Origin of the sequence: Collinsella tanakaei YIT 12063 (assembly GCF_000225705.1) — a bacterium.
Lineage (GTDB): Bacteria > Actinomycetota > Coriobacteriia > Coriobacteriales > Coriobacteriaceae > Collinsella > Collinsella tanakaei.
In genome coordinates this window covers 1-22,237 of sequence record NZ_JH126471.1, presented here as the reverse complement: position 1 = coordinate 22,237, position 22,237 = coordinate 1, and the positions used below count along the sequence as shown (strand labels likewise).

Genomic DNA, 22,237 nt, shown 5'->3' with positions numbered 1-22,237 from the left:
TCAGGCCCCTATCCGCGGCGGTTCGCCGCATCGTTGCTGAACGTGCAGGTAAACGCGCTGGCGGCCAGCGCCACCGTCACCCCGTCGAGCACCTGCTTGCGGCAGATGAGCCGACCCGAGCCGGAAGCGCAAGCCGCCGCGCGCTCACACACGCAGTCGACGCCGGTGACCGACTCGACAAACGGGGAGGACGAGAACGAGCCCTCCGCCCTTGCCAGGCGCTCCGCAGCGAAGAACTCGATGGCGAGCCCCGCCGAGCGCGCCCAGGAAAGCAGCCCCTCCTCGTCCGCTTTCAAATCGATGGACGCCGCCCCGGCAAGGGCACGCGAAGGCACCCCCGCCAGTTCGCGAGCGCACTCGACCGCGCGGGCGATCGCCGCCCGGGACGCGCCGCGACGGCAGCCGATCCCTACGTAGATGCAGCGCGGGACTATATGGAGGGCGGGTTCGCAAGCCAGCTCCCCGTCTTGCGGCAGCGCGCGCGGGCTCACCACCACCTGCGCGCGGGCACGCTCCTCCGTCAGGCTCACCCCGGCGGGGACGGCCCCCTCGACCGCTCCATCCGTAAACAGGGTCGCCCCCGCCCCCGCCAGAAGGCTGGACGAGACCGAGCGGATGCGTTCCGGCTCGAGCACGCAGAACCCCCGCGAAGCCGCCCAGGAATCCGGCGCCCACACCCCGCGGATATCGGTCACGGTGGTGACCACGGGTTGCGCGCCCAGACCGCGCGCCAATCGAATCGCCAGCGCGTTGGCCCCGCCAAGGTGCCCCGAGAGGATCGGGATGCACCACGTCCCCGCCTCGTCGATAACAACCACCGCCGGATCGCTCGCCTTGGAGCGCACGTACGGCGCGATCGCGCGGACGGCGATGCCCGTCGCGCCGACGAACACAAGGGCGTCCGCCCGATCAAAGCCCTCGCGCGCGAAGGCATCGAGCCCGCGGCGAGCCTCGCCGAACCCGCGCTCGTACGCGCAGTCCTCCCCCTCCAGGATATCGCGGGCGCGCAGCGCGACGCACTCGCCCGCGGCGGTGAACGCGATCAGGCGCACCCTCATGGGAGCACCACCGCCGTGGAGAAATACCCCAGCCTGTCGGGAACGTCGGGCGCATCCAGCCTTCGCAGCACCAGCTCATCCGGGCGCCCGCAATTGCTCACCAGCTGCGTGCGCTCCAGCACGCCCGCCTCGCGCAGGGCGCATGCGAGCGCCTCGGCCTCGCCGCCCGCCTTCATCAACACCACGGTGCCGGATAGATCCGCTGCCTCGCGCAGCGAATCGCGGCAGAGGGCCGGGACGATGTGGACGGGCAGCGCGGGATCGGGCGTGAGGTCGGCATCGAGCGCTGCCGCGACCGCGCAGAAGCTTGGGACGCCGGGCACCTGGCGCACGGTGAAGCCCTCGCCGCGAACGGCTGCGGCGATGCGCTGGAACGTCGAGTAGATCGCCGGGTCGCCCAGCGTGGGCATGGCGACATCGAGGCCCTGCTCCAGGCGCGAGACCACCAGCGCCGCCGCATCGGCACGCCGGGCATCCCTGGCGTCGTCCTCGCCGGCCATCGCGAAGGGGACCTCGACCACCTCATGGCAGGTCAAATCGACATTCGCGCGCACGATGCTCAACGCGAGCGAGGAACCCGCGCGGGCACGGGGGGCCACGACCACCCGGCACGCCTCGATGGTCCTAATCGCCTTGAGCGTGACGAGCTCCGGGTCCCCCGGGCCCACGCCCACGCCGTATAGCGTCCCTTTACCCATGAGCGACCTCCCATGCGGCGAGCATCGCATCCGCGCCGGGAGTGCGAAACAGCTCGCCGTAAACGTTGCTGAATACTAAGGCGGCTACGGACATCGCCTTGCCCGCGCGGCGGCCCAGTCGAATGGAGAGCGCCCGGGAAAGCGATTCGCACGTCGGCGCGACCAGGCCCTCGCGCTGCAAGATCTCAAGGCCGGCGTCGGCGGTAGCGGCATCCATGATCTGCCGAACCCGTTCCGCGGGGGCGCCGGACGCCGCCGCGTGGGCCGCCAAGATCTCCATGCGGGCGTCCGCCACGCGCGAATGGGTATCCATGATGCCGCCGCACACCTTGACCATCTTCCCGATATGCCCCACCACCAGCACGCGCTCAAACCCCTCGCGCGCCGCGCAATCGATGGCGGCGCCCATGAAGTTGGAGCAGGCGACAACGGGCACGGCGCCGATCCGCAGATTGCCGGACACGTAGTCCGACCCGTAGTTCCCCGGGACCACGACCAGGTCGCGCGCGCCCAGGGCGGCGGCCTGGCGAATCTCGAGCTCGATGCTGTCGCGCAACGCCGACAGGCTACGGGGCTCGACGATCCCCGTGGTCCCCAGAATGGAAATACCGCCCACGATGCCCAGGTTGGGGTTGAACGTCTTGGCGGCGATCTCCTCGCCCATGGGGACGATGATGGTGACCTTGGCGCCCCGGTCCTGGCGCGCCTCTGCCAGCGCGTCCTCGACCGCTTCCGCGATCATCCGGCGAGGCACGCTGTTGATCGCCGCGGCGCCCACGGGCTGGTCGAGGCCCGGCTTGGTAACCCTGCCCACGCCGGCGCCGCCGTCGATCTCGATGCCCTCCGCGCCGGTCAGCTCGACGCGTGCGCAGATCAGCGCGCCGTCCGTGGCATCGATGTCGTCGCCGCCGTCCTTTCGCACCGCACACGTCACGCCGCTCGCATCGCGACGAGTCTCAACGACCTCGACCTCGATGCCCTCGCCGGCAGGCACCCGCACCGTCACGCTCGCGGGGGGCTCGCCGAACAGCAGGGCGCGAGCGGCGGCCCCGGCAGCGGCGGCGGCGCAGGTACCGGTGGTGTATCCCAGGCGCAGCCTCCTGTTCCCCGACCATATGTATCGCTCAAAGGCCACGGTCAGCCCCTGCCCTGGTGAGCGGGACGAAAAGCCGTCTCGAACGAAGGGTCGTACAGGCAGCTGCGCGGAACGTCGCCGGCGAGCACGCGGCCAACGACAACCAGGGCGGTCGAGCGGACCGCGTTATCCGCGCCGGTTTGAGCGAGCGTGCCCACGGTGCAGCGCATGACCTTCTCGTCCGGCCACGTCGCCTTATAGACAATCGCCGCGGGCTCGTCCGCATCGCGTCCGGCGGCAAGCAACTCCTCCTGCAAGCGGTCAAGATGACCGGCGCTCAAGAAGATGACCATGGTTCCCCCGCGAGAGGCGAGCGCGGCCATGTCCTCGCCCTCGGGCATGGGCGTGCGGCCGGCGAGGCGCGTCAGCGTGACCGTCTGGCTGATGCCGGGGGCCGTAAGCTCGGTACGCAGCGCCGCCGCGGCGCCGCAGAAACTCGAGACGCCCGGCACCACGTCGTAGGCGATGCCCATCTTATCCAGCGCGTCCATCTGCTCTTGAATCGCGCCGTACATGCAGGGGTCGCCCGTGTGCAGGCGTACCACCTCGAGGCCCCGCTCCTCGGCAGCCCGCATCCGGTCAAGCACCTCCTCCAGCGTCATGGTGGCGCTGTCAAAGATCTCGCAATCGTCGCGGCACACCTCGAGCAGCCGCGGATTCACCAGGCTGCCGGCCCATATGACCACGTCTGCCCGACGCAAAAGCGCGTCTCCGCGCAGCGTAATCAAATCGGGCGCGCCGCTCCCCGCCCCTACAAAGTGCACCATGCCGGCCTCCCATCGTCCCAATACAAGCCAATCGCATTGTAGTTCCACCACAGGGCGCGCACGCGCCCGGGCAAAGCCTCAACATAAGGCTTGAGCATATCTCAGTTAGGGCATAAACGAAACCTGCTATGATGGATGGGCAACGTAAAGCCGCGTTTGCGGCAGCAGCCACATTAGGAGAGGGTCGGCGTGTCGCGGCGCCGGTTCAATCAGAGGGAATCAGGTGCGAATCCTGAGCAAGGGCCATTACTGTGTGGAAGCGCCGGCGCGCTTTCGAGCCAGGGCGCTCTGCCTTCTCCTCGCGGACTCGCTCCGCGGCGTCGCAGCCTCTGTGAACCCCGGAGGAGCGCACGGACAGACGGCCATGCTTGGCCCGCCGTCTCATCTTGTTATCGCGTTCCGCCCGGTCACACAATCGCCGCAAGTGCTTCTGCCTCGGCGCATCGTGAACGAAGGGAACGCACATGACCCCCACCATCTCCCGCAGGTCCCTGCTCTCCGGCGGCGCCGCCGCCCTCGCCCTCGGCGCCCTTACGGGCTGCTCGCAAAACAACGACGGAGCGGGATCATCCGGCGCGAGCACGGCCCCCGCCGCCAAGCCCGTCATCCTTGTAACCAGCTTCGGCACCAGCTATAACTCCACGCGCCACGTCACCATCGGCGCCATCGAGGACGCCATCCGCGAAAAATACGGCCGCGACTACGATGTCAGGCGCGCATTCACCTCGCAGATCATCATCGATAAGCTCAAGGAGCGCGACGGCATCGAGATCGACAACGTGGAGGAAGCGCTGGACCGCGCCAAGGCGGACGGCGTCGAGACCGTCATCGTCCAGCCCACCCATCTCATGGCGGGCCTGGAGTACATGGATATCAAAGACGAGCTGGACAAGCGTTCGGACGATTTCAAGCAGGTTGCCCTGGGCGAGCCCCTGTTGGCAAGCGATGCCGACTACCAGGCGGTCGCGGAAGCGATTGCGGAGCAGCGCGCGAACCTGGACGATGGCGCCTGCGCCTTTGTCCTGATGGGCCACGGCACCACCGCCGACTCCAACGCCGACTACGCTACCATGCAGCGGACCTTTGACGCCCTGGGCAAAAAGCAATTCTTCGTTGGCACCGTCGAGGCAGAGCCCACCTGCGAGGACGTTATCGCAGGCGTGCAGGCGGCGGGCTATGCCAAGGCCGTCCTCTCGCCGTTCATGGTGGTCGCGGGCGACCATGCCACCAACGACATGGCAGACACCTCCGACCCCGATTCCTGGGCATCCAAGTTTACCGCAGCCGGCATCGAGACCACATGCCTGCTCGAGGGCCTGGGCCAGTACAGCGGCATCGATGACATCTACGTCGACCACGTCGCCGCGGCGATCGAGTCCCTCTAATCGGCACCGGCCCTCACGTTTAAAGCCCCACCCTTAAAGAAAGGACCCCGCACTTGATTCGCTCCAATCTCCTCATCGTTCTCACCGCCTGCGCCGTCGCGGGCGCCTCCGGCCTTGCCGGCTGCGCTGGCGCCGCCTCCGATACCGCCGGCAGCGCAGCCCCCGTCGAGCAGGGTTCCTCGTCCGCATCGACCAAGGACGGCGCCAAGGACGATGCGGCCTCAACGCCGCTGACCGCCGCGGACCTTCATGATGGCGACTACGACATCACGGTGACCTCCAGCTCCAGGATGTTCAACGTCAAGAAGGCGGTTCTGCACGTCGCCGACGGATCCATGACCTGCACTATGACGCTGGGCGGCACCGGCTACGGCAAGCTCTTCATGGGCACCGGCGATGAGGCCGCAAGCGCCGCCGAGGACCAGTTCATCCCCTTCGTGGAAAACGCAGAAGGCGCCTACGAGTACACGGTCCCGGTGCAGGCGCTCGACGAAGAGACCGACTGCGCCGCTTGGAGCATCCGCAAGGAATCCTGGTACGACCGAGCCCTGGTCTTCGAATCCGCGGACCTTCCCTCCTCCGCCTATAAGGCATAGCCTGACCCGACGCGCCGTGTGCACCGCCTCGCACCCGGCGCGTCCCTTTTTATCCTTTCGCCTCTATAACCGCCATCGATGAGAACGGATGCCCATGAGCCGCTCTATCCGCACATCTATCAGCCGCTTTTCCGCCGCACTCGCGATTCTGCTCGCCTTCTTGGCGGCAGGCCTCTCGCTCGCCGGCTGCTCACGGGGCTCAAGCGGGCTGGACGGCACCTATCGCATAGACGTGCAGCTGGAGGGCGGTACGGGGCGCGTCTCAATCGCATCGCCCGCCAAGCTGGTCGCCGCAAACGGGCAGTTGACGTTGGAGGTTGTCTGGTCCAGCGATTCCTACGACCTCATGGTGGTGGATGGGCAGGAGTACTCGCCCGCATCAACCAAGGGCGGCTCCGTGTTCGACATCCCCGTCGACTCCGTGGACGCCACGGTCGAGGTCCAGGCGCGCACCACGCGCATGAGCACTCCGCACCTCATCGACTACACCATCGCGCTCGATGGCTCCAGCCTCGAGCAGGGCTCCCCCGGCCAAGACGCGCCAAGCGCCGATAACGATGCGGCCGATTCCGCCGACGCGAGCGAGGACTCTTCCCCGTACCGCGATATCGACCTGGGATGCGACCTTGTCCACACGGGCGCCGTCGAGCTCGCATATGCGACGCGATTCACCGTGGACGAGTTCGAGGGAGGCTACCGGCTTATCTGCCTTGCCAACAAGGACCGCTTCCTCATAGTCCCGCAAGGCGCCGGCGCGCCCCAGGGCCTGGATGAGGATATCGCCGTCATCACCGCCCCGCTCGAGCGCGCCTACCACGCGGCGTCGAACAGCGTCTGCCTCATCGACCAGCTCGGGGTCATCGATGCGATCGCGGCGACCTCCGTCGACCCCCAAACCTGCTCCATAGAGAGCCTGGTCGGCGCCGTCGAATCCGGGTCGTGCGCCTATGTGGGCTCATACAGCTCCCCGGACTACGAGCGCCTCGCGCAGCTTGGATGCACGGTCGCCCTGGAGAACACCATGATCGACCATAGGCCGGACACCCGTAAGAAGCTCCAGGACCTGGGCCTCATCGTGCTTACCGACCTCTCCAGCAACGAGCCCACTGCGTTGGGGCGCCTGGAATGGATACGCCTCTACGGCATGCTTTTTGGACGAGAAGCCCAGGCGGACGAGTTTTTCTCGAGCGCCTGCGAGAGCGTGGAGCGGGCTTCCCAGGGCAAGGGAACCGACAAGACCGTCGCCTTCTTCTATATCAACGAGGACGGGGCCGCCGTGGTTCGCCGCTCGGGCGATTACGTGTCGCAGATGATCTCCATGGCGGGCGGACAGACCGCCTTTAGCGACCTGGGCGATTCAGAAGACTCGTCCTCCGTCACCATGGAGATGGAGTCCTTCTACGCCCAGGTGCGCGATGCGGACTTCATCATCTACAACGCCACCGTCGATAACTCCGTCTCCACCATGTCCGACTTCCTAGCTAAAAACCAACTGCTCGCCAACACCAAAGCAGCTCGAGAGGGCAATGTATGGCGTTGCACGAGTAATATGTATCAGCAGATGACCAAGACGCCCCAGATCGTCTCGGACCTGCGTGCGATGCTGGAAGGCGCTGACAGCTCCCTTACCTACCTGGAGAAACTCTCTTGATGAATCTCACCCAGCCGTCCATGCACAGGCATTCCGGACGGCGAACGGCAATCGTTCTCGCCGTGCTCGGCGTCGCCCTTACCGCCGCGATCGCCACGAGCGTCGCCATCGGCTCGACCGACTACCCGCCCATCCAAATCATCCACATCCTCGCCGCCGGCCCGTCCCCGGACGCCGCAAGCCAGATCATATGGGAGATTCGCCTGCCCCGCGCGATCGCCTCCACCCTGCTGGGCGGTTCCCTCGCGCTTTCCGGACTGCTTCTCCAGGTGTTCTTCGACAACCCCATCGCCGATCCGTTCGTGCTGGGCATCTCATCGGGCGCAAAGCTCTGCGTCGCGCTGCTCATGATCGTGGTCATGGGCGCCGGCTCCGTCATGACAACCTGGATGTCCGTGGCGGCGGCCGTGACGGGATCGCTTCTCGCCATGGCGCTGGTGCTCGCGGTCTCCAGGCGCGTCCGCTCGCGGGGCACGCTCATCGTTGCCGGCGTCATGATCGGCTACATCTGCTCGGCAGCGACCAATTTCCTCATCGCGTTCGCGGACGATCAAAGCATCGTCAACCTGCACAACTGGTCGCTCGGCAGCTTTTCGGGCACGTCGTGGACGGATATCGTCGCGATCGCCCCCACGGTCGCGATCACCGCCGTCGCCACCTTCGTCCTCTCCAAACCTCTTGGAGCCTATCAGCTGGGCGAGGATTACGCGCATAGCGTCGGCGTGAACATTCGCGCGTTTCGCAGCGCAATCGTCATGCTTTCCAGCATCATGTCCGCCTGCACAGTCGCCTTCGCGGGCCCCATTTCCTTTGTGGGCATCGCCGCCCCCCATCTCGCCAAGCAGGCGCTCGGCACCTCGAAGCCCATCGCCGTGGTCCCCGCCTCCTTCCTTATGGGCGCCCTGCTCTGCAGCGCTTGCGACCTTATCGCGCGCATGCTCTTCTCCCCAGTCGAGCTCAGCGTGAGCGCCGTCACCGCCGTACTGGGCGCCCCGCTCGTCATCTGGCTCATGATTAAGAAACGGGGGCTGTAGCATGAATGCGCAAATCAACGGCTCCACCCGTCGCCGTCAAGAACCGGCGACCCCCCTTGCCGCCCGCAACCTGTCCGCAGGCTACGCCGCCCCCATCGTGCGGGGCGTCGAGATCGACCTTGCCGCAGGCACCCTCACCGCACTTATAGGCCCCAACGGATCCGGCAAATCAACCATACTCAAATCTCTCTGCGGGCGCCTGCGCCCCCTTGCGGGCACCGTCATCGTCGAGGGGGCAGAGCTCGCCTCCCTACGCGAACGCGACCTCGCCCGCACGCTCGCCGTCCATGACACCTCTCGTCCCTCTCCGGAATTGCTCACATGCCGTGATGTGGTGGAGGCGGGGCGCTTCCCCCACACCGGGCGCTTTGGCTCCCTCACGCACGCCGACCGCGATGCGGTCCAAGAGGCGCTTGCGCTCTGCCATATTGAAGATATTTCCGAACGGGATTTCGCAACCCTTAGCGACGGGCAGCGGCAGCGCGCGTTGATCGCGCGCGCCATCTGCCAAGAGCCCCGCGTTCTCATTTTGGACGAGCCGACATCTTATCTCGACGTCTCGTCGCAGCTGGAAATGCTGCAGATGCTGCGCAGGCTCGCACGCGCGCGCGGCATCTGCGTCATCGCATCGCTGCACGAGCTCGCTCTCGCCCAAAAAGCCGCGGACCACGTCATCGCCGTCGCCCGTGAAGGCATCGCCTTTCAAGGCTCCGCGCGCGAAGCCTTCACCCAAGAGCATATGGCGAACCTCTACGGCATCGACCCTTCATCGTTCAATCCGGCATTTGGCAGCTTTGAAATGGAGCGCCCCCGCGGCAGCGCTCGGGTGTTCATCGTCGCGGGCGGGGGCTCCGGAGTCGAGGACATGCGAGAGCTCCAGCGCCGCGACGTACCGTTTGCCGCAGGGGTCCTGCATCGCGGAGATATAGATTGGTCGCTCGCAAGGGCCCTTGCAGTGCAAGTTATCGACACGCCGGCATTCGAGCCCATTGAAGAGCGCGCCATCATGGATGCGAAGGCGGCGCTCGAGGGCTGCCGCGCGCTTATATGGAGCCTCGAAGATACGGGGGCCGTCAACAGGCGCAACCGAGATCTGCTAGAGCACGCGAAAGCTTGCAACCTGCCCGTATACGCATCCGCGACGGAGCTTTTCAACGGCCCGGAGCTCTATGGGCACGCCCCTACTTTCTAGCGTGGCCGTTGCGCCAGATCTCTCGCCCCAGCCCCAGCGCAAGGATCAAAGCGCTCGCATATCCCAGAAAGCCGATAACCGGAATGCCAAAGATAACCGGCTCGATTTTGGCGTAGTACACCACCGAGGAGCCGATAAACAATCCGGCGATGACAATGGACATAGACATGCGGTCAACAATGCCGCCAACATGGCGAAGCACCTCTTCGGAACCCATAATCTGGGTGTTGACCTTAAGCTGGCCGCGAGTCAGCATGCGCGTCGCCAGGCCTATGTGCTCAGCCGCCTCAAGCGTTCCCCTTGCGGCGCGCAGGCTCTCTACGGAAAGCTCGCGGGCGCCATCTTCGAGCCGTTTATAGGTGCTCTTCTCGTTCGCAATGTGGCTGCGAATGATCTGGATCATGTTCACATGCGGCATGTACTCGCTAAGAAGCCCCTCTAGCGTCACCATGCCCCTGGCGAACATGGTCACCACGCTGGGCAGCTCGACGTCGTTCTTGCGCGCTAGATTAACCAGGGATGTTAGGAACTCACCGATATCCAGATCCTTCAAATCAAGACCGGCGAAATCGGCGACGATGTAATCGAGATCGCTCAGAAACGCGGCGTGATCAAGCGCCCCCGAATCCCCGCGGGACACCGCAAAACGCAGCAGCGAGTCCTTGAGCTTGGGAACATCGCCCTCGGCGACCGAGTAGATAATGTCCTTCACAATCAGACGATCGTGATTGGACATGCGACCGACCATGCCGAGGTCGATGAAGTACACCACGCCGTCCTTCACGATAATATTGCCGGCGTGGGGGTCGGCATGGAAGAAGCCGTCGTCCAAAACCTGCGTCGAATAGTCCTCCACAATACGAGAGCCCAGCTGTTTAAGGCTATAGCCGGCATCGATCAAAGCGTCCGGGTCGCTAATGGAGACGCCATCCACGTAATCCATGACCACAACGTGCTCGGTGCATAGCTTCATATAGGGACGAGGACAGGAGATGCCCTTGGTTCCCAAGTGAAACTCGTAAAAGTCATCGAGGTTGCGGGCCTCCATGATGAAATTGGTCTCTTCGCGGAACGACTCCCAAAGTTCCTCGACCACATCATGCAAGTCGACGAATTGGTCCGTTTGAACAAAATGAGATGCGAGCCGCACAATGGAGCGCATGATGTCGATGTCTTGCGCCATAACCTGCTGCGCGCCGGGGCGCTGGACCTTGACGGCGACGTCTTCACCCGTCACCAGCCGCGCGCGGTGCACCTGCGCCAGAGAAGCGCTTCCCAAAGGCTCCTCGTCAATCCAAGAGAAAACCTCGGACAGGGGCCGGCGATATTCGGCATGCAGGCAATCGCGAACGATTGTATAGGGCACCGGGTCCACATCGGTGCGAAGCTTGCGCAACTCATCGCAAAAGCGCTGGGGCAATATCTCGGAGCGATTCGCCAGAATCTGCCCCATCTTGACAAATATGGGGCCCAGCTCTTCAAGCAGACAGCGCAAGCGGACCGGCGTAATGTCGTTCCACACCTCATATTTGCGTAGAAGCTTGAATATCTCGCCGATTCGCCAGCGCCTGCCGGCGGACGACAACTGGTACTTCTCGCCCGGAGCGATGACGGCCGGCTGGTCGGGAACCTCGTCCACCGCACGCTCATGACGATGAAAGACCGAGTCGCCGACGGACCGCTCCGCAGGAGATGCCTGGCCGGCAGGCTGCCGGTCGCGGCCTTCGCCCTGCGGCGCCTCGTATGTAGTCTCTCTCTCGGTCAACGGTTCCTACTCGCCTTCCCCCTGCTCGACGGTCTCGGTTTCAGCGCCGGCATCACCTTCGGCATCCTTATCTACGGACTCAACCGGAATATGAACGGTTTCGCTCTCGACCGCACGAACCAGATCTTGCACGTGTGCCACGAACGCCGAGCGCTCGAACTCGTTAAGGCAGCGGACGCGGGCGAGGATCAGCTCATCCAAAACGCGCTCCGCCGCCGTCTCGCCCTTGGCGCCCAAACGCTCCGTTGCATCGGTGAACATACCGCCCGCGCTCTCGAAAACGTCAGACATGGAACGGGCGAAATCCGGAGTCGAGGGGTCATGACGAACCTCCTCGCCCTTGGCGTTTAAATCCTCGAGGACCTCGCGGCCCTTCTCTGCGGCGGTTGCGGCAACGCCGAAACCGATGTTGACCATACCGTTGACAAGCTCTTCGAATGCAGTTGCCATGATATCCTCCTTGACCCTCGCCCAGCCGCGGTGCGACCGGGGCGTACCATGCTGAGTCTTGTACCCCTCGCCGCTTCGATGCAAACAAAAATGCACGCGGCGCCCCATGGGAACCGCGTGCCGTTTGCGTTAATTGTCAGACATGGCAAAGCCGTTTCTCATCGACAGGCTCGTCGTGTGAAGCACTTTACCCAGCAGCGCGTCCGTCTGCTCGCGCAGAAAGCGCGCCATCCGATCGTTCGCCTGCTCCAGCGCGCGCACAAGCTCCTCTCCCGATGCGTCCGCAACCGCGCGGTCCGTCTCGCGAAGCATCTGATGTCCGCGAGCGCCCACCTTTTCCTGATAGCGCTCGATATGGGCCGCGTTATCGCGGAACCTCGCGTCCGCAAGCGCCGCAATCAGGCGATTCGACCAGTAGAAACTATCCGTTGTGACCGTCGACGCGGTATTGCACAGATACTCCGGCAGGGTGTCGACGTTCGCATAGAAAGGAACGAGGGCGTTGAACGGATTCGAGCCAAACGCCATCCACTGGATAGCGCGATGATCCTCGTCCACATACGGGCGCACCTGTAGAACCGCAAGCTGGCCGTTTCTGTTGATGCCAATGGGCCGGTACAGCGAGCGCGTCTCGGGAGTGCCGTGCTTTCCATACGGATCGTAAGGGGTCCCTTGGTAATGGGCGGAAAGGACGTACTTCACGTCCTCGATGGTCACCTTGCGCTCGGGAACGCGCGCCCACGGGATGTCATCGGACTCGGGCGTGTAGTCCGCAAAGGGGCCCTCCCACACGTCATGTGGGTTCAAGAAGCGCTGCATGTACCATGCGCGCGGCGTATTGTAGACATGGTCGCTATCGGAACGGGATCCAAACGCCTCACGAGGGTTGAAGATATCCTCGAAGCGGCCGGCGTCCAGAACAAAAACATCCTCCAGATCGTCCCCGTCAGACCCATCATCATCCAGGTCCTCGTCCAAATCCTCGATGTAGTCATCGTCCCCGTCCTCGATCAACTCGTACTCGTCCTCAGAGAAGAACGCGTACTCGCCGCGGAGCGTGAGGTCGAGGTGGTTATCGGCCATCCATGCGCGCAGATCAGGGCTCGCCATATGCTCAAGCTGCTCGCCCTCCGCGTCGCCAAGGTCGAACCAGTCGATACCCAGCTGGTTGGGCATGGTGACGTACATGTCGTCGGGCACGCGCTTTGCGATCCAGTGGTGGCCTCCAACGGTCTCGAGCCACCAAATCTCATCAACGTCGGAAAACGCGATGCCGTTCATCTCATAGGTGCCGTATTTCTCGAGCAGGGCGCCCAGACGCTCGACCCCCTCGCGAGCCGACCTGATGTATGGCAGGACCAGGGTAACAAAGTCCTCCTCACCCAAACCGCCCGGACAGGCGGGGACGTAGCCCTCTTCACCCTCGACACCGCTGGCGGGGGTATACACGACCAAAGGGTCGGCGCCCAGAACGCGCTCGTTGCTGGTGATGGTCTCGGTGGCGCTCATGCCAACGTTGAGCTCGTTGAATCCCGCCGCCGCCCAAACGCCGTGGCCCTCTATGGCATCTGGAACCGATGTGTAGCGCATGGGTTCCTCGGGAAGCTCGATGGTGAGGTGCGATTCCACGCTGGTATAGACGCAAGGTTGGTCTTTGGGCAGGACCACCTGCATGCGCTTGGGCTCAAACTGCCCACCCGGAGAGTCCTCATTGCGAGCGACGATTGTAGAACCGTCATAGCTCGCATCTTTTCCTACAAGGATTGTGGTGCACGCCATGATTCCTCCTAAATCTATCGAATGGGGCCAGCATGGCCCCGAGCCAAGTGTAGCGCCTTAGGGGGACATGAGGAAACAGAAACAGGGGCGCCCGACGTTGATTGGGCACCCCTGTCACATCCGCGCTATATACGTTGCTCGACGCTAAGACTAGCTAATCTTGCGAACGTTGATTGCCTGGGTCTCGCCGGGCTTCTTGCCGGGGCCGACCTCGAACTCGACTCGATCGCCCTCATCAAGGGACTTGAAGCCGTCCATCTGGATGGCGCTAAAGTGAACGAAGATATCGGACTTGGAATCCGCCGGAGCGTCATCGGGAGTGATGAAGCCGTAGCCCTTCTCGCGGAAGAACGATTTCTTAAGTGTACCGGTTGCCATGCTGCTAACCCTTTCTATCTGCCCCTCGACGAGCCGACGGCGCGCAAAGGCGCTTGAAAAAACAAGCACACGACTAATCGCCGTGTGCTGGCTCATATCATACTCCATTGCGACAAAGCGTTCTGCCACATTGTCGACAATCATAGTCTGATAATTGACTTACGCGTTCGACCTGCAGAAAAGTCGCTGGCTCCTCATCAAAAACGAGTAATGGAAACAGGGTCGAAACAACGTGGCTATGCCTCGGCCTGCATGCGCGCGGCGGTCACCACGTTGCTCATAAGCATGGCCCTGGTCATGGGCCCCACGCCTCCCGGGACAGGGGTGATGGCGCCCGCCACGTTAAAGACGTCGTCGTAGTCAACGTCGCCGCACAACCTACCGTCCTCATCCCTATCCATGCCCACGTCGATAACGGTTGCGCCGGGACGCACCCAGTCGCCCTTGACAAGCCTGGCGATGCCGCAAGCCACTACCAGGATATCGGCAGAACGGCAGATTTCGTCCAGGTTCCGCGTACGCGAATGTGCAACGGAAATCGTCGCGTCGCGCTCGAGCAGCATATGCGCCATGGGTTTTCCAACAATTGAAGAACGCCCAACAATCACCGCGTTCTTGCCCGCCAACTCTATGTTGTACTCGTCCAGCATAACCATGATACCGGCGGGCGTGCAGGGACGAAGGCCGGGCAGCCCCCTTACCAGCCTGCCCAAACTCGTTGGATGAAATCCGTCAACATCTTTCAAGGGCGATATGGCCTCGATAATCTCCTCCGCATCCAAGTGCGACGGCAGGGGCATCTGAACCAAGATGCCCGTGATCTTAGGGTCGTCATTGAGGTTTCGAACAAGCTGCAAAATCTCATCTTGCGATGCGTCCGCAGGGAGTTTGTAGTCAAAGGATGCGATACCGCACTCCTCGCAATCGCGAAGCTTCGAGCGCACATAGGTCGCAGAGGCTTGATCGTCGCCGACGAGAACCACGGCAAGGCCGGGATTCACCCCTGCGCGCTTAAGCGCCGCAACATCCTTGGCGGCCTCCGCACGCATCTTGGCGGCAAGCCCCTTTCCATCAATAACGGTGGCCATGATTTATGCTCCTTACAGCAGCGTATCGTATACGTATAAAGACGGGCGGAGTCGCCTCACGCCCGTCTCGCTTTGGAGGCCGTCCGGGTTACCCGAACGCTCCGCTATAGTCGCTCTTCAACTCCGTGCTCAGCACGAAGGTTGACCGGCAACGGCGTCTTAGAACAAGCCCGTGATCACGCCGTCGTCGTCAACATCAATGCCCTCCGCCGCCGGAACCTTGGGAAGGCCGGGCATGGTAAGGACGCTGCCGGTAAGCGCGACAACAAAGTGCGCGCCAGCAGAAACCTTCAGCTCGCGCACGGTGATACGGAAGTTCTCGGGCGCGCCGAGCATCGAGGCATTGTCGGAGAACGAATACTGCGTCTTGGCAACGCAGACGGGAAGATTGCCGAACCCGTTGGCTCGAAGCTCTGCAAGCTGACGCTTTGCCGCCGGCGTGAAATCGACACCGTCCGCACGATACACCTTAGTTGCAATCGACTCGAGGGCGTCGGCGATATCCGCATCATCTTCATAGGCAAAACGAAGTTCGCTCGGCTCTTCAACCAAGCGCATCACCTCGTCCGCCAACTCAAGTGCGCCCTCGCCGCCCTTTGCCCACACCTCGGAGAGCTTTACGTTAACGCCGAGCTTCTCGCACTCAGACGCGATCAGGTCAAGCTCCGCCTCCGTATCGGAAGGGAAGCGGTTGATAGCGACCACGCAGGGCAGGCCGAACACCGACTGGATGTTGTCGACGTGGCGCAGCAGGTTGGGCAGGCCCGCCTTGAGCGCTTCAAGGTTCTCATTGTTTAGATCCGCCTTAGCGACTCCGCCGTTGTACTTGAGGGCGCGCGCGGTCGCAACGACCACTACGGCATCAGGCTGAATACCCGTCATACGGCACTTGATATCCAGGAATTTCTCGGCTCCAAGGTCCGCGCCAAAACCCGCCTCGGTAATCGCGATGTCGCCAAAGCGCATGGCCATACGCGTCGCCATGACAGAGTTGCATCCATGTGCGATGTTGGCGAACGGGCCGCCATGCACAAACGCCGGGGTATGCTCCAGTGTTTGGACGAGATTGGGCTTCAAGGCGTCCTTAAGCAGAGCGGCCATCGCGCCCGCGGCCTTAAGCTGCGAAGCGCGAACGGGCTCGCCCGCATACGTATAGCCAACCACGATCTCGCCCAAACGAGCTTTAAGATCAGAGATGGACGTTGAGAGGCAAAGGATCGCCATGACCTCTGAGGCGACCGTGATATCGAATCCGTCCTCGCGCGGAACGCCCTGAGCCTTACCGCCGATGCCATCGATCACGTGACGCAGCTGGCGATCGTTCATATCGACCGCACGCTTCCATGTGATGCGCTTAACATCGATACCTAGCTCGTTGCCCTGCTGGATGTGGTTGTCCAACATTGCCGCAAGCAAATTATTGGCCGCGCCGATTGCATGGAAATCACCGGTGAAGTGCAGGTTGATGTCCTCCATTGGGACAACCTGGGCCCAGCCGCCGCCAGCGGCGCCGCCCTTAACGCCAAACACGGGGCCAAGCGAGGGCTCGCGAAGGGCCACGGCGCTCTTCACGCCACGACGACGGAGCGCATCTGCCAGACCGATAGTCGTGGTGGTCTTGCCCTCGCCCGCGGGAGTGGGATTGATCGCAGTGACCAGAACGAGCTTTGCCTTATGGTCGCTCTCCTCGTTTAGAAGGGAATAATCGACCTTCGCCTTATCGAAGCCGTAGGGGATCAAATGAGATTGGTCCACCCCAGCGGAAGCTGCCACCTCGCTGATGGGGAGGGGCTTGACGGAATGTGCGATCTCGATGTCGGTCAACATGTCGTTCCCTTCTGCTAATGAAAACGGATTCTTACAGGATACCCCGAATTGCTAGATATGGGAGGGTGGTTCCACATGTAGGTGCTCAAACGCGGCCAGGGTGGCCACGCGACCTTGAGGCGTCCTTACGATAAGGCCGCGCTGCAAAAGATAGGGCTCGTACACATCTTCCAACGTTGACGGGTCCTCTCCTATCGCGCTCGCAAGCGTTGTCAAACCAACCGCCCTGCCCCTAAAGGTCTTACACAGGGTCTCAAGGATACGAATATCCATCCAATCCAGCCCAAGCTCGTCAATCTCAAAGAATTCAAGCGCTTCGCGTGTAATATCAAGTGTGATTGCGCCCGTTCCCCTAACCTGGGCGTAATCTCTTACGCGCTTAAGCAGGCGATTGGCGAGTCGAGGAGTACCGCGCGATCTGGAAGCAATCTCCTTAGCCGAGGGCAAATCGATGAGAACCCCGAGGATCGAAGCCGATCGAGAAACAATCTGAGCCAAATCGTCGATGGAGTAGTAGTCCAAGCGAAAAGAGATGCCGAACCTATCACGCAAAGGACCGGTCAACATGCCTGAGCGCGTGGTCGCGCCGACCAGTGTGAAACGCGGGATATCAAGTCGAATAGAGCGCGCTGCGGGACCCTTGCCAATGACAATATCGAGAGCGAAGTCCTCCATTGCCGGATACAACACTTCTTCGACCGAACGGTTGAGTCGGTGGATCTCATCTATAAACAAGACGTCACCGGGCTGGAGATTTGTCAGAATCGCCGCCAAATCTCCAGTCCTTTCAATAGCCGGACCCGAGGTTGTTTTGATCTGCGCACCCAACTCATTGGCGACCACGGCGGCAAGGGTGGTTTTGCCCAGACCAGGAGGACCCGAAAAGATAACATGATCGAGGCTCTCGCCACGACTTTGAGCCGCGGCTATCAGTATTCTCAAGCTTTCTTTGATATGGTCTTGACCGCAATAGTCATCAAGCATCTGCGGACGAAGAGTTCGCTCGACATCAAGGTCGTCGGACGTCAGGTCGCCCGTAACAAATCTACCGGCCTCTCGCATCGACCCGCCGCTCGGTCGCCCCGAAGCGTTGTGAACCGCTTGCGTATCCGCCCAAAGATCCTGGGACTCATCAGCTTCCCACATCATGCATCCATCCCCAATCGCTTAAGGGCGCCCGCAAGCAAATCTTCTACTCTCATAGAGCCATCAAAACCCTCAAGCGCGAGCTCGGCTTCTTGCGGACTGAAGCCCATGGACAGAAGGGCGGCGCGCGCGTCATCGAGCGAGGTGTCCGAAGGCGCTGCAACAGCGCCAAGCGGAAGGGACGCGGGCGTGTCGGAGGGTACGAATCCCTTGTCCTTCGCAAAGACGCTTTTAAGTTCGAGAATGAGGCGCTGTGCCGTCTTTTTTCCCACCCCGGACACGCTCGACATGCCCTTCTCGTCCTCCGCCATAACAATTGAGTACAGTTGCGACACGCTGTATTTACTCAAAACCGCTAAAGCAAGACGAGGCCCAACGCCTGTAATGGAAACCAGGCGATCAAACATGGTCCTTTCCTCTTTGGTGGCAAACCCAAAGAGCGTCATCGCATCCTCTCGCACTTGCATTCTGGTATACAGTCTGCACTCTTTACCAATTTGAGGCAGCATCGCCGCCGTAGCGCCCGACACCCCCAGCTCAAATCCCACTCCAGACACATCGAGCACAACGGCGGCCGCGGTTGCCTCAAGCAATGTTCCTCGTAGTTGCGAAATCATGAGTAACCGTTCCCTCTCTCAATCATGTAGGAGCCTTTGCTCAACTGAGCGGTGCGTCGAAGATGTGTGTGGCAGATCGCGCACGCCAGGGCATCCGCCGCATGGTCCGGCCTTGGATCATGGTCCAAGTGGAGCAGCGTTCGAACCATATAGGCAACTTGCGCCTTATCCGCAGCGCCCGTACCAACCACTGCCTGCTTAATCTGCATAGGAGTGTATTCTCCAACTTCGACTCCGCATAATGAGCAGGCGACCAAGGCAGCCCCGCGCGCATGCGCAGTCGGTATAGCCGACCGCACATTTGCGCCAAAGTATACGCCCTCGATGGCAGCTTCTTCAGGATGGTAGCGCTCGACGACGGCATTCACGTCATCGGCGATATGACGCAAGCGAACGGCCAAGTCGCTACCCGCGGACGTCTTGATGCACCCGTAGGCCCGGCACCTCACTTGGCCTGATCGCTCCTCGATAATCCCCCACCCCGTATTAGCGAGCCCCGGATCTATTCCTAGAACAATCATTCGCTACCTTCCAATTCGAACGTTTGTTCTACTATATCATGGGTTCGCAAACAATCGTCCTAATTTATCGAGAAGAACGGGAAATCAGACGGGTTCATCCCCCGGGGAGTCGGAATCCCCTCCAGATGCGCTTGTTCGGAACCTTTCGATGCGTGGCTCCCAATTGACCCCGGCATGCCTTGAACCGCTGTATCAAGGTCATCCGCGTTTGCTCGCTGCCTTTCTTGGCCGCCTTCCATCATCGAACGAAGTTGCTCCGGGCTGATGCCAAGCATCCCTCCGATAAGCCCAGCGATCTCCTCGCGCATCCTACGCCCGAATTGCTCGCCCTTCTTCTCGAACCTATGAATTTCATCGAGGGCAAAGCCATCGGCCGATAGAGATTCCTGACCATCGCGCCCCATATCGGACCAAGCAAGCTGCGAAGGCCATGCTCGCTCGCTAAATGACCTGGACGACACTATCGGATAGGGAGCCATCCGCCTTCTATCGCCCTCCCCCGCTCTCATCATCAGCAGCAACAAGGCAACGGCGTCCTCGTCCGAACGAGCAAGACCAATTTCTTCAAACACCCTGCCTTGGTCGACAGCAGCCCTTAAAACGTCATCGACTTGAGAAGCATCAAGCTTGTAGAAAATCTCCGCAGCATGCGCAGCCCTATCCCTATCCTCAACTCGCCCGCGTATCGCGTCGTATAGAACCCGAGACATGGCAGCTTCAACTTCAGAGAGTGAAACGAGCGAAGAAGGCAAGACTTCGGACACCCTATTTCTATATCGAGCAACAAATTCAAGATCCGTAAGAAACACGTCACCAAAAGGCGCTAACGAAGCAAATCGATATCTATCAACGCGCTTGCCCGGCAGCGAATAGTCGGTCTTGGTCAAAGGACTCAAAATAACCGCACCATACTCATCCGCCAGATCCTCAAGAATAACCGAGACCGCAAGGCTCTCGCTACGAGCGGCATTTGGACAAGACCGATCCCTATCAAAGCTCTCGGTAAGAAAGCCCGCCGAACGCGTTACCAACCGAATATGAAGACTAGCCGACAAATCTCTAACCAGGCGACGTCGCAAAGATTCCTTCTCAACCTGCTCGGGAGCAATCGCATCATCTCTTTCGACAAGAAGGCCAATCACGTTACGAGATCCAATTGAATCGACTGCAAGCACAGCGAGCAGGCTGGAAGCGAGGCTCCCATCCAACTCGACTACAACTCGACGAGAACCGTAAGGAGAAAGCGAGTCGCGCAAATAGATTTGCAAAGCATTCCAAAGCCACTCTTCCTTATTAAATCTAAAATCATCAGAAATGGCGACCTCGGGTAGCAGAGTACCTCGCACAACGTCTTGGATAAGAAGTGACTCTTCAAATGAAGGAGCCGCGCTAATGAGCCGAGCGGATTCATCTAAGAAATAGGAGCCGCCGGTATAAACGGATTCATCAAAAGAACCAACGGGGCACACCGCTGCAAGCCATATGCCACGATCCCGCACCGCCTTGCAGAGCGAACCCTCAATAAGCCCCGAAACTCCCGCAGTAGAGCAATCGTCTTGGTTAAACGAACTAGCCTGGAAATAGACAAGGACATCGCAGCCCTGAGGCAGTAAAGGAAGATCTCTTTGAGCGTCGAAGGAAACAGCAACCCGTAATCCGCCAACTTCAAAAATCGGAGGAGCCCAGATGTCGAGAGCAGAACCTTCACGCTGATGCATAGAAAAGAGCCTGCTGGGAATTACGCGGCCCTCTTTCAACATTATCACGTCGAAAAGAGGTGCCCCGTCAATAGATACAACCAAAGGGACGAGAATGGTTAATTCATCCCCTGAAAAGCAAGAGGCGAGTTCCAACAAGCTCCGCATAACATCGTGCTCAAAATTGCGATTATCAATAAGCAAACCAGGAGCAACGCCGCAAAACAACGGAGCGGGAACGCAGAGAAGCTTAACATCATGAGTGATAGCGAGACGCGATTGCTCCTTGATTCTGGAGCAGATAGACTCAATATCGCCTAGCCGAGCATCAAATTGAGCAATTGCGATTTTCAAAGTTGTCACCTCAAGATAGGTACACAGTGGAAATTGAGCACCATTTTAAAACGTGAAAGCGCTCGATACAAAAATAGCCGCCCTTTCGGGCGGCTATTAAGCACAAGCGATTAAAACGCCGCTTTCCACAAACCGTGAAGATTGCAGTAAGCATAAACCGTGCCCGACTTAACACCACCGGCAAAGAAGGTAGTGGGCGTCTGACCCGGCTTAAGATAGTGAACCTCCAGACGATCATCAGCCTCAAGCGCAACCCATTCAATATAGTGCTCATCAGTCATCGGGTGCTCAACTTCGCCAACAGTCACATGAATAATATGACCATCGCGCTGCAGGTCGATAGAAGGAACATGCTTCTCAACCGCAGCATCAATCGAATTTGCCTCTACAAGAGAATAACCAGTAGGAACAGCAGCGTTATCAGTAAGTGCAATCACGAAATTAGAAGTATCGTCAGCCTTAAAAAATTTAGCCATTGGAATCTCCTTAACTAATTAGGGCTAATAACCAACGAAATCATTATGCCCAGTTAAGAAGTAGCCAATCATCAATCACCGCATCCCAACACAATGGTCGCTAATGAGCCGCTGCATCAAGACTTTTGAAACAGTAAAAGAAGAAGATAGTCACACCTGGGAAGGCAAAAAGAAGCGGGGCCCCGGAGGGCCCCGCTCTGCACCTATATTGAAGTGCCGTCCACCGGTCAGCGGCGCCCTGCTCTCCCACGGGCTTCCCCCGCAGTACCATCGGCGCTCGGCGGCTTAGCTTCCGGGTTCGGAATGGGTCCGGGCGTGCCCCGCCCGCCATGGCCGCTGACCGGTGGGCGGCGCTCCGCCCACCGCGAGGTGGTGTACTCGTCCCGGGGGGGACCCTCGTGCCCTGGGGGCCGCACAGCGAGGAGATGGACCTTGGGACCCGGCATCCGAACCGACCGGAAGCATCGCGCGGCACCCATGGGCGCCCACGTCGAGATGATGCGGGTAAGAGCTCGGGCGATTAGTGCCGCTCGGCTGAGGCCGTCGCCGACCTTGCACCTGCGGCCTATCGACCAGGTGTTCTACCTGGGCCCTTACCAGAAGGAGAACTGATCTCGGGAACG

At 61.0% G+C, this 22,237-nt stretch carries 20 protein-coding genes and 2 rRNA genes; 5 read left to right on the top strand and 17 right to left on the bottom strand.

Annotated elements, in window-relative coordinates; genetic code table 11:
* Positions 1 to 8: 8 nt before the first annotated feature.
* Genes HMPREF9452_RS07950 through cobM form a run of 4 tightly spaced genes read right to left on the bottom strand, consistent with a single transcriptional unit; the run spans position 9 to position 3,658 of the window.
* Complete coding sequence (locus HMPREF9452_RS07950; protein WP_009141622.1) at positions 9 to 1,058, bottom strand: cobalt-precorrin 5A hydrolase; 1,050 nt, start codon at positions 1,056 to 1,058, stop codon at positions 9 to 11.
* On the bottom strand, positions 1,055 to 1,756 hold the full coding sequence (gene cobI, locus HMPREF9452_RS07945; protein ID WP_009141621.1) for a precorrin-2 C(20)-methyltransferase: 702 nt from the start codon (positions 1,754 to 1,756) through the stop codon (positions 1,055 to 1,057). Before cobI ends, HMPREF9452_RS07950 begins: the two co-directional genes overlap by 4 nt.
* Positions 1,749 to 2,891 carry a cobalt-precorrin-5B (C(1))-methyltransferase CbiD gene (cbiD, locus tag HMPREF9452_RS07940; protein ID WP_009141620.1) on the bottom strand — a complete coding sequence of 381 codons (1,143 nt, stop codon included), beginning with the start codon at positions 2,889 to 2,891 and terminating at the stop codon, positions 1,749 to 1,751. The genes cobI and cbiD overlap by 8 nt, the downstream gene beginning before the upstream one ends.
* A 2-nt stretch (positions 2,892 to 2,893) precedes the next feature.
* Entirely contained in the window at positions 2,894 to 3,658 is a 765-nt protein-coding gene (gene cobM / locus HMPREF9452_RS07935) for a precorrin-4 C(11)-methyltransferase (RefSeq protein WP_009141619.1), read from the bottom strand.
* Between the two features lie 464 nt (positions 3,659 to 4,122).
* Between cobM and HMPREF9452_RS07930 the strand changes: the two genes are divergently transcribed.
* The 5 genes from HMPREF9452_RS07930 (at position 4,123) to HMPREF9452_RS07910 (ending at position 9,516) form a co-directional block, all read left to right on the top strand.
* Entirely contained in the window at positions 4,123 to 5,043 is a 921-nt protein-coding gene (locus tag HMPREF9452_RS07930) for a sirohydrochlorin cobaltochelatase (protein ID WP_009141618.1), read from the top strand.
* Positions 5,044 to 5,096: 53 nt separating this feature from the next.
* Entirely contained in the window at positions 5,097 to 5,639 is a 543-nt protein-coding gene (locus tag HMPREF9452_RS07925) for a hypothetical protein (protein WP_009141617.1), read from the top strand.
* 94 nt (positions 5,640 to 5,733) lie between these two features.
* Positions 5,734 to 7,290 (top strand): ABC transporter substrate-binding protein, encoded by a 1,557-nt coding sequence (locus HMPREF9452_RS11420; RefSeq protein ID WP_009141616.1) that lies wholly within the window; start codon positions 5,734 to 5,736, stop codon positions 7,288 to 7,290.
* Positions 7,290 to 8,324: a FecCD family ABC transporter permease gene (locus HMPREF9452_RS07915; protein WP_009141615.1), complete on the top strand. Its 1,035-nt coding sequence runs from the start codon at positions 7,290 to 7,292 to the stop codon at positions 8,322 to 8,324. Before HMPREF9452_RS11420 ends, HMPREF9452_RS07915 begins: the two co-directional genes overlap by 1 nt.
* Before the next feature lies 1 nt (position 8,325).
* A complete protein-coding gene (locus HMPREF9452_RS07910; RefSeq protein ID WP_009141614.1) occupies positions 8,326 to 9,516 on the top strand; it encodes an ABC transporter ATP-binding protein in 1,191 nt (396 codons plus the stop codon).
* Here the strand turns inward: HMPREF9452_RS07910 and HMPREF9452_RS07905 are convergent.
* The 13 genes from HMPREF9452_RS07905 to HMPREF9452_RS07845 all read right to left on the bottom strand — a co-directional run.
* On the bottom strand, positions 9,506 to 11,281 hold the full coding sequence (locus HMPREF9452_RS07905; protein ID WP_009141613.1) for an ABC1 kinase family protein: 1,776 nt from the start codon (positions 11,279 to 11,281) through the stop codon (positions 9,506 to 9,508). The genes HMPREF9452_RS07910 and HMPREF9452_RS07905 overlap by 11 nt on opposite strands.
* A gap of 6 nt (positions 11,282 to 11,287) precedes the next feature.
* Positions 11,288 to 11,731: a hypothetical protein gene (locus HMPREF9452_RS07900; protein WP_009141612.1), complete on the bottom strand. Its 444-nt coding sequence runs from the start codon at positions 11,729 to 11,731 to the stop codon at positions 11,288 to 11,290.
* Positions 11,732 to 11,860: 129 nt separating this feature from the next.
* Entirely contained in the window at positions 11,861 to 13,510 is a 1,650-nt protein-coding gene (locus HMPREF9452_RS07895) for a C69 family dipeptidase (protein ID WP_009141611.1), read from the bottom strand.
* A gap of 150 nt (positions 13,511 to 13,660) precedes the next feature.
* Positions 13,661 to 13,888: a cold-shock protein gene (locus tag HMPREF9452_RS07890; RefSeq protein WP_040362770.1), complete on the bottom strand. Its 228-nt coding sequence runs from the start codon at positions 13,886 to 13,888 to the stop codon at positions 13,661 to 13,663.
* A 236-nt stretch (positions 13,889 to 14,124) separates the two neighbouring features.
* Positions 14,125 to 14,976 carry a bifunctional methylenetetrahydrofolate dehydrogenase/methenyltetrahydrofolate cyclohydrolase FolD gene (folD, locus tag HMPREF9452_RS07885; RefSeq protein WP_009141609.1) on the bottom strand — a complete coding sequence of 284 codons (852 nt, stop codon included), beginning with the start codon at positions 14,974 to 14,976 and terminating at the stop codon, positions 14,125 to 14,127.
* A gap of 159 nt (positions 14,977 to 15,135) precedes the next feature.
* On the bottom strand, positions 15,136 to 16,803 hold the full coding sequence (locus tag HMPREF9452_RS07880; protein ID WP_009141608.1) for a formate--tetrahydrofolate ligase: 1,668 nt from the start codon (positions 16,801 to 16,803) through the stop codon (positions 15,136 to 15,138).
* Positions 16,804 to 16,854: 51 nt separating this feature from the next.
* Complete coding sequence (gene ruvB / locus HMPREF9452_RS07875) at positions 16,855 to 17,949, bottom strand: Holliday junction branch migration DNA helicase RuvB (RefSeq protein ID WP_040362749.1); 1,095 nt, start codon at positions 17,947 to 17,949, stop codon at positions 16,855 to 16,857.
* A complete protein-coding gene (gene ruvA, locus HMPREF9452_RS07870; protein ID WP_009141606.1) occupies positions 17,949 to 18,566 on the bottom strand; it encodes a Holliday junction branch migration protein RuvA in 618 nt (205 codons plus the stop codon). Before ruvA ends, ruvB begins: the two co-directional genes overlap by 1 nt.
* Positions 18,563 to 19,087 carry a crossover junction endodeoxyribonuclease RuvC gene (gene ruvC / locus HMPREF9452_RS07865; RefSeq protein WP_009141605.1) on the bottom strand — a complete coding sequence of 175 codons (525 nt, stop codon included), beginning with the start codon at positions 19,085 to 19,087 and terminating at the stop codon, positions 18,563 to 18,565. The genes ruvA and ruvC overlap by 4 nt, the downstream gene beginning before the upstream one ends.
* A gap of 59 nt (positions 19,088 to 19,146) precedes the next feature.
* Complete coding sequence (locus tag HMPREF9452_RS07860) at positions 19,147 to 21,138, bottom strand: NAD(+) synthetase (protein WP_050797650.1); 1,992 nt, start codon at positions 21,136 to 21,138, stop codon at positions 19,147 to 19,149.
* 110 nt (positions 21,139 to 21,248) lie between these two features.
* The gene (locus tag HMPREF9452_RS07855; protein ID WP_009141603.1) at positions 21,249 to 21,614 is read right to left on the bottom strand and encodes a desulfoferrodoxin family protein; all 366 of its coding nucleotides are present in this window, start codon (positions 21,612 to 21,614) and stop codon (positions 21,249 to 21,251) included.
* A gap of 225 nt (positions 21,615 to 21,839) precedes the next feature.
* A 5S ribosomal RNA gene (gene rrf, locus HMPREF9452_RS07850) occupies positions 21,840 to 21,955 on the bottom strand.
* A gap of 159 nt (positions 21,956 to 22,114) precedes the next feature.
* Positions 22,115 to 22,237 (bottom strand): 23S ribosomal RNA (locus HMPREF9452_RS07845); the annotation flags it as partial.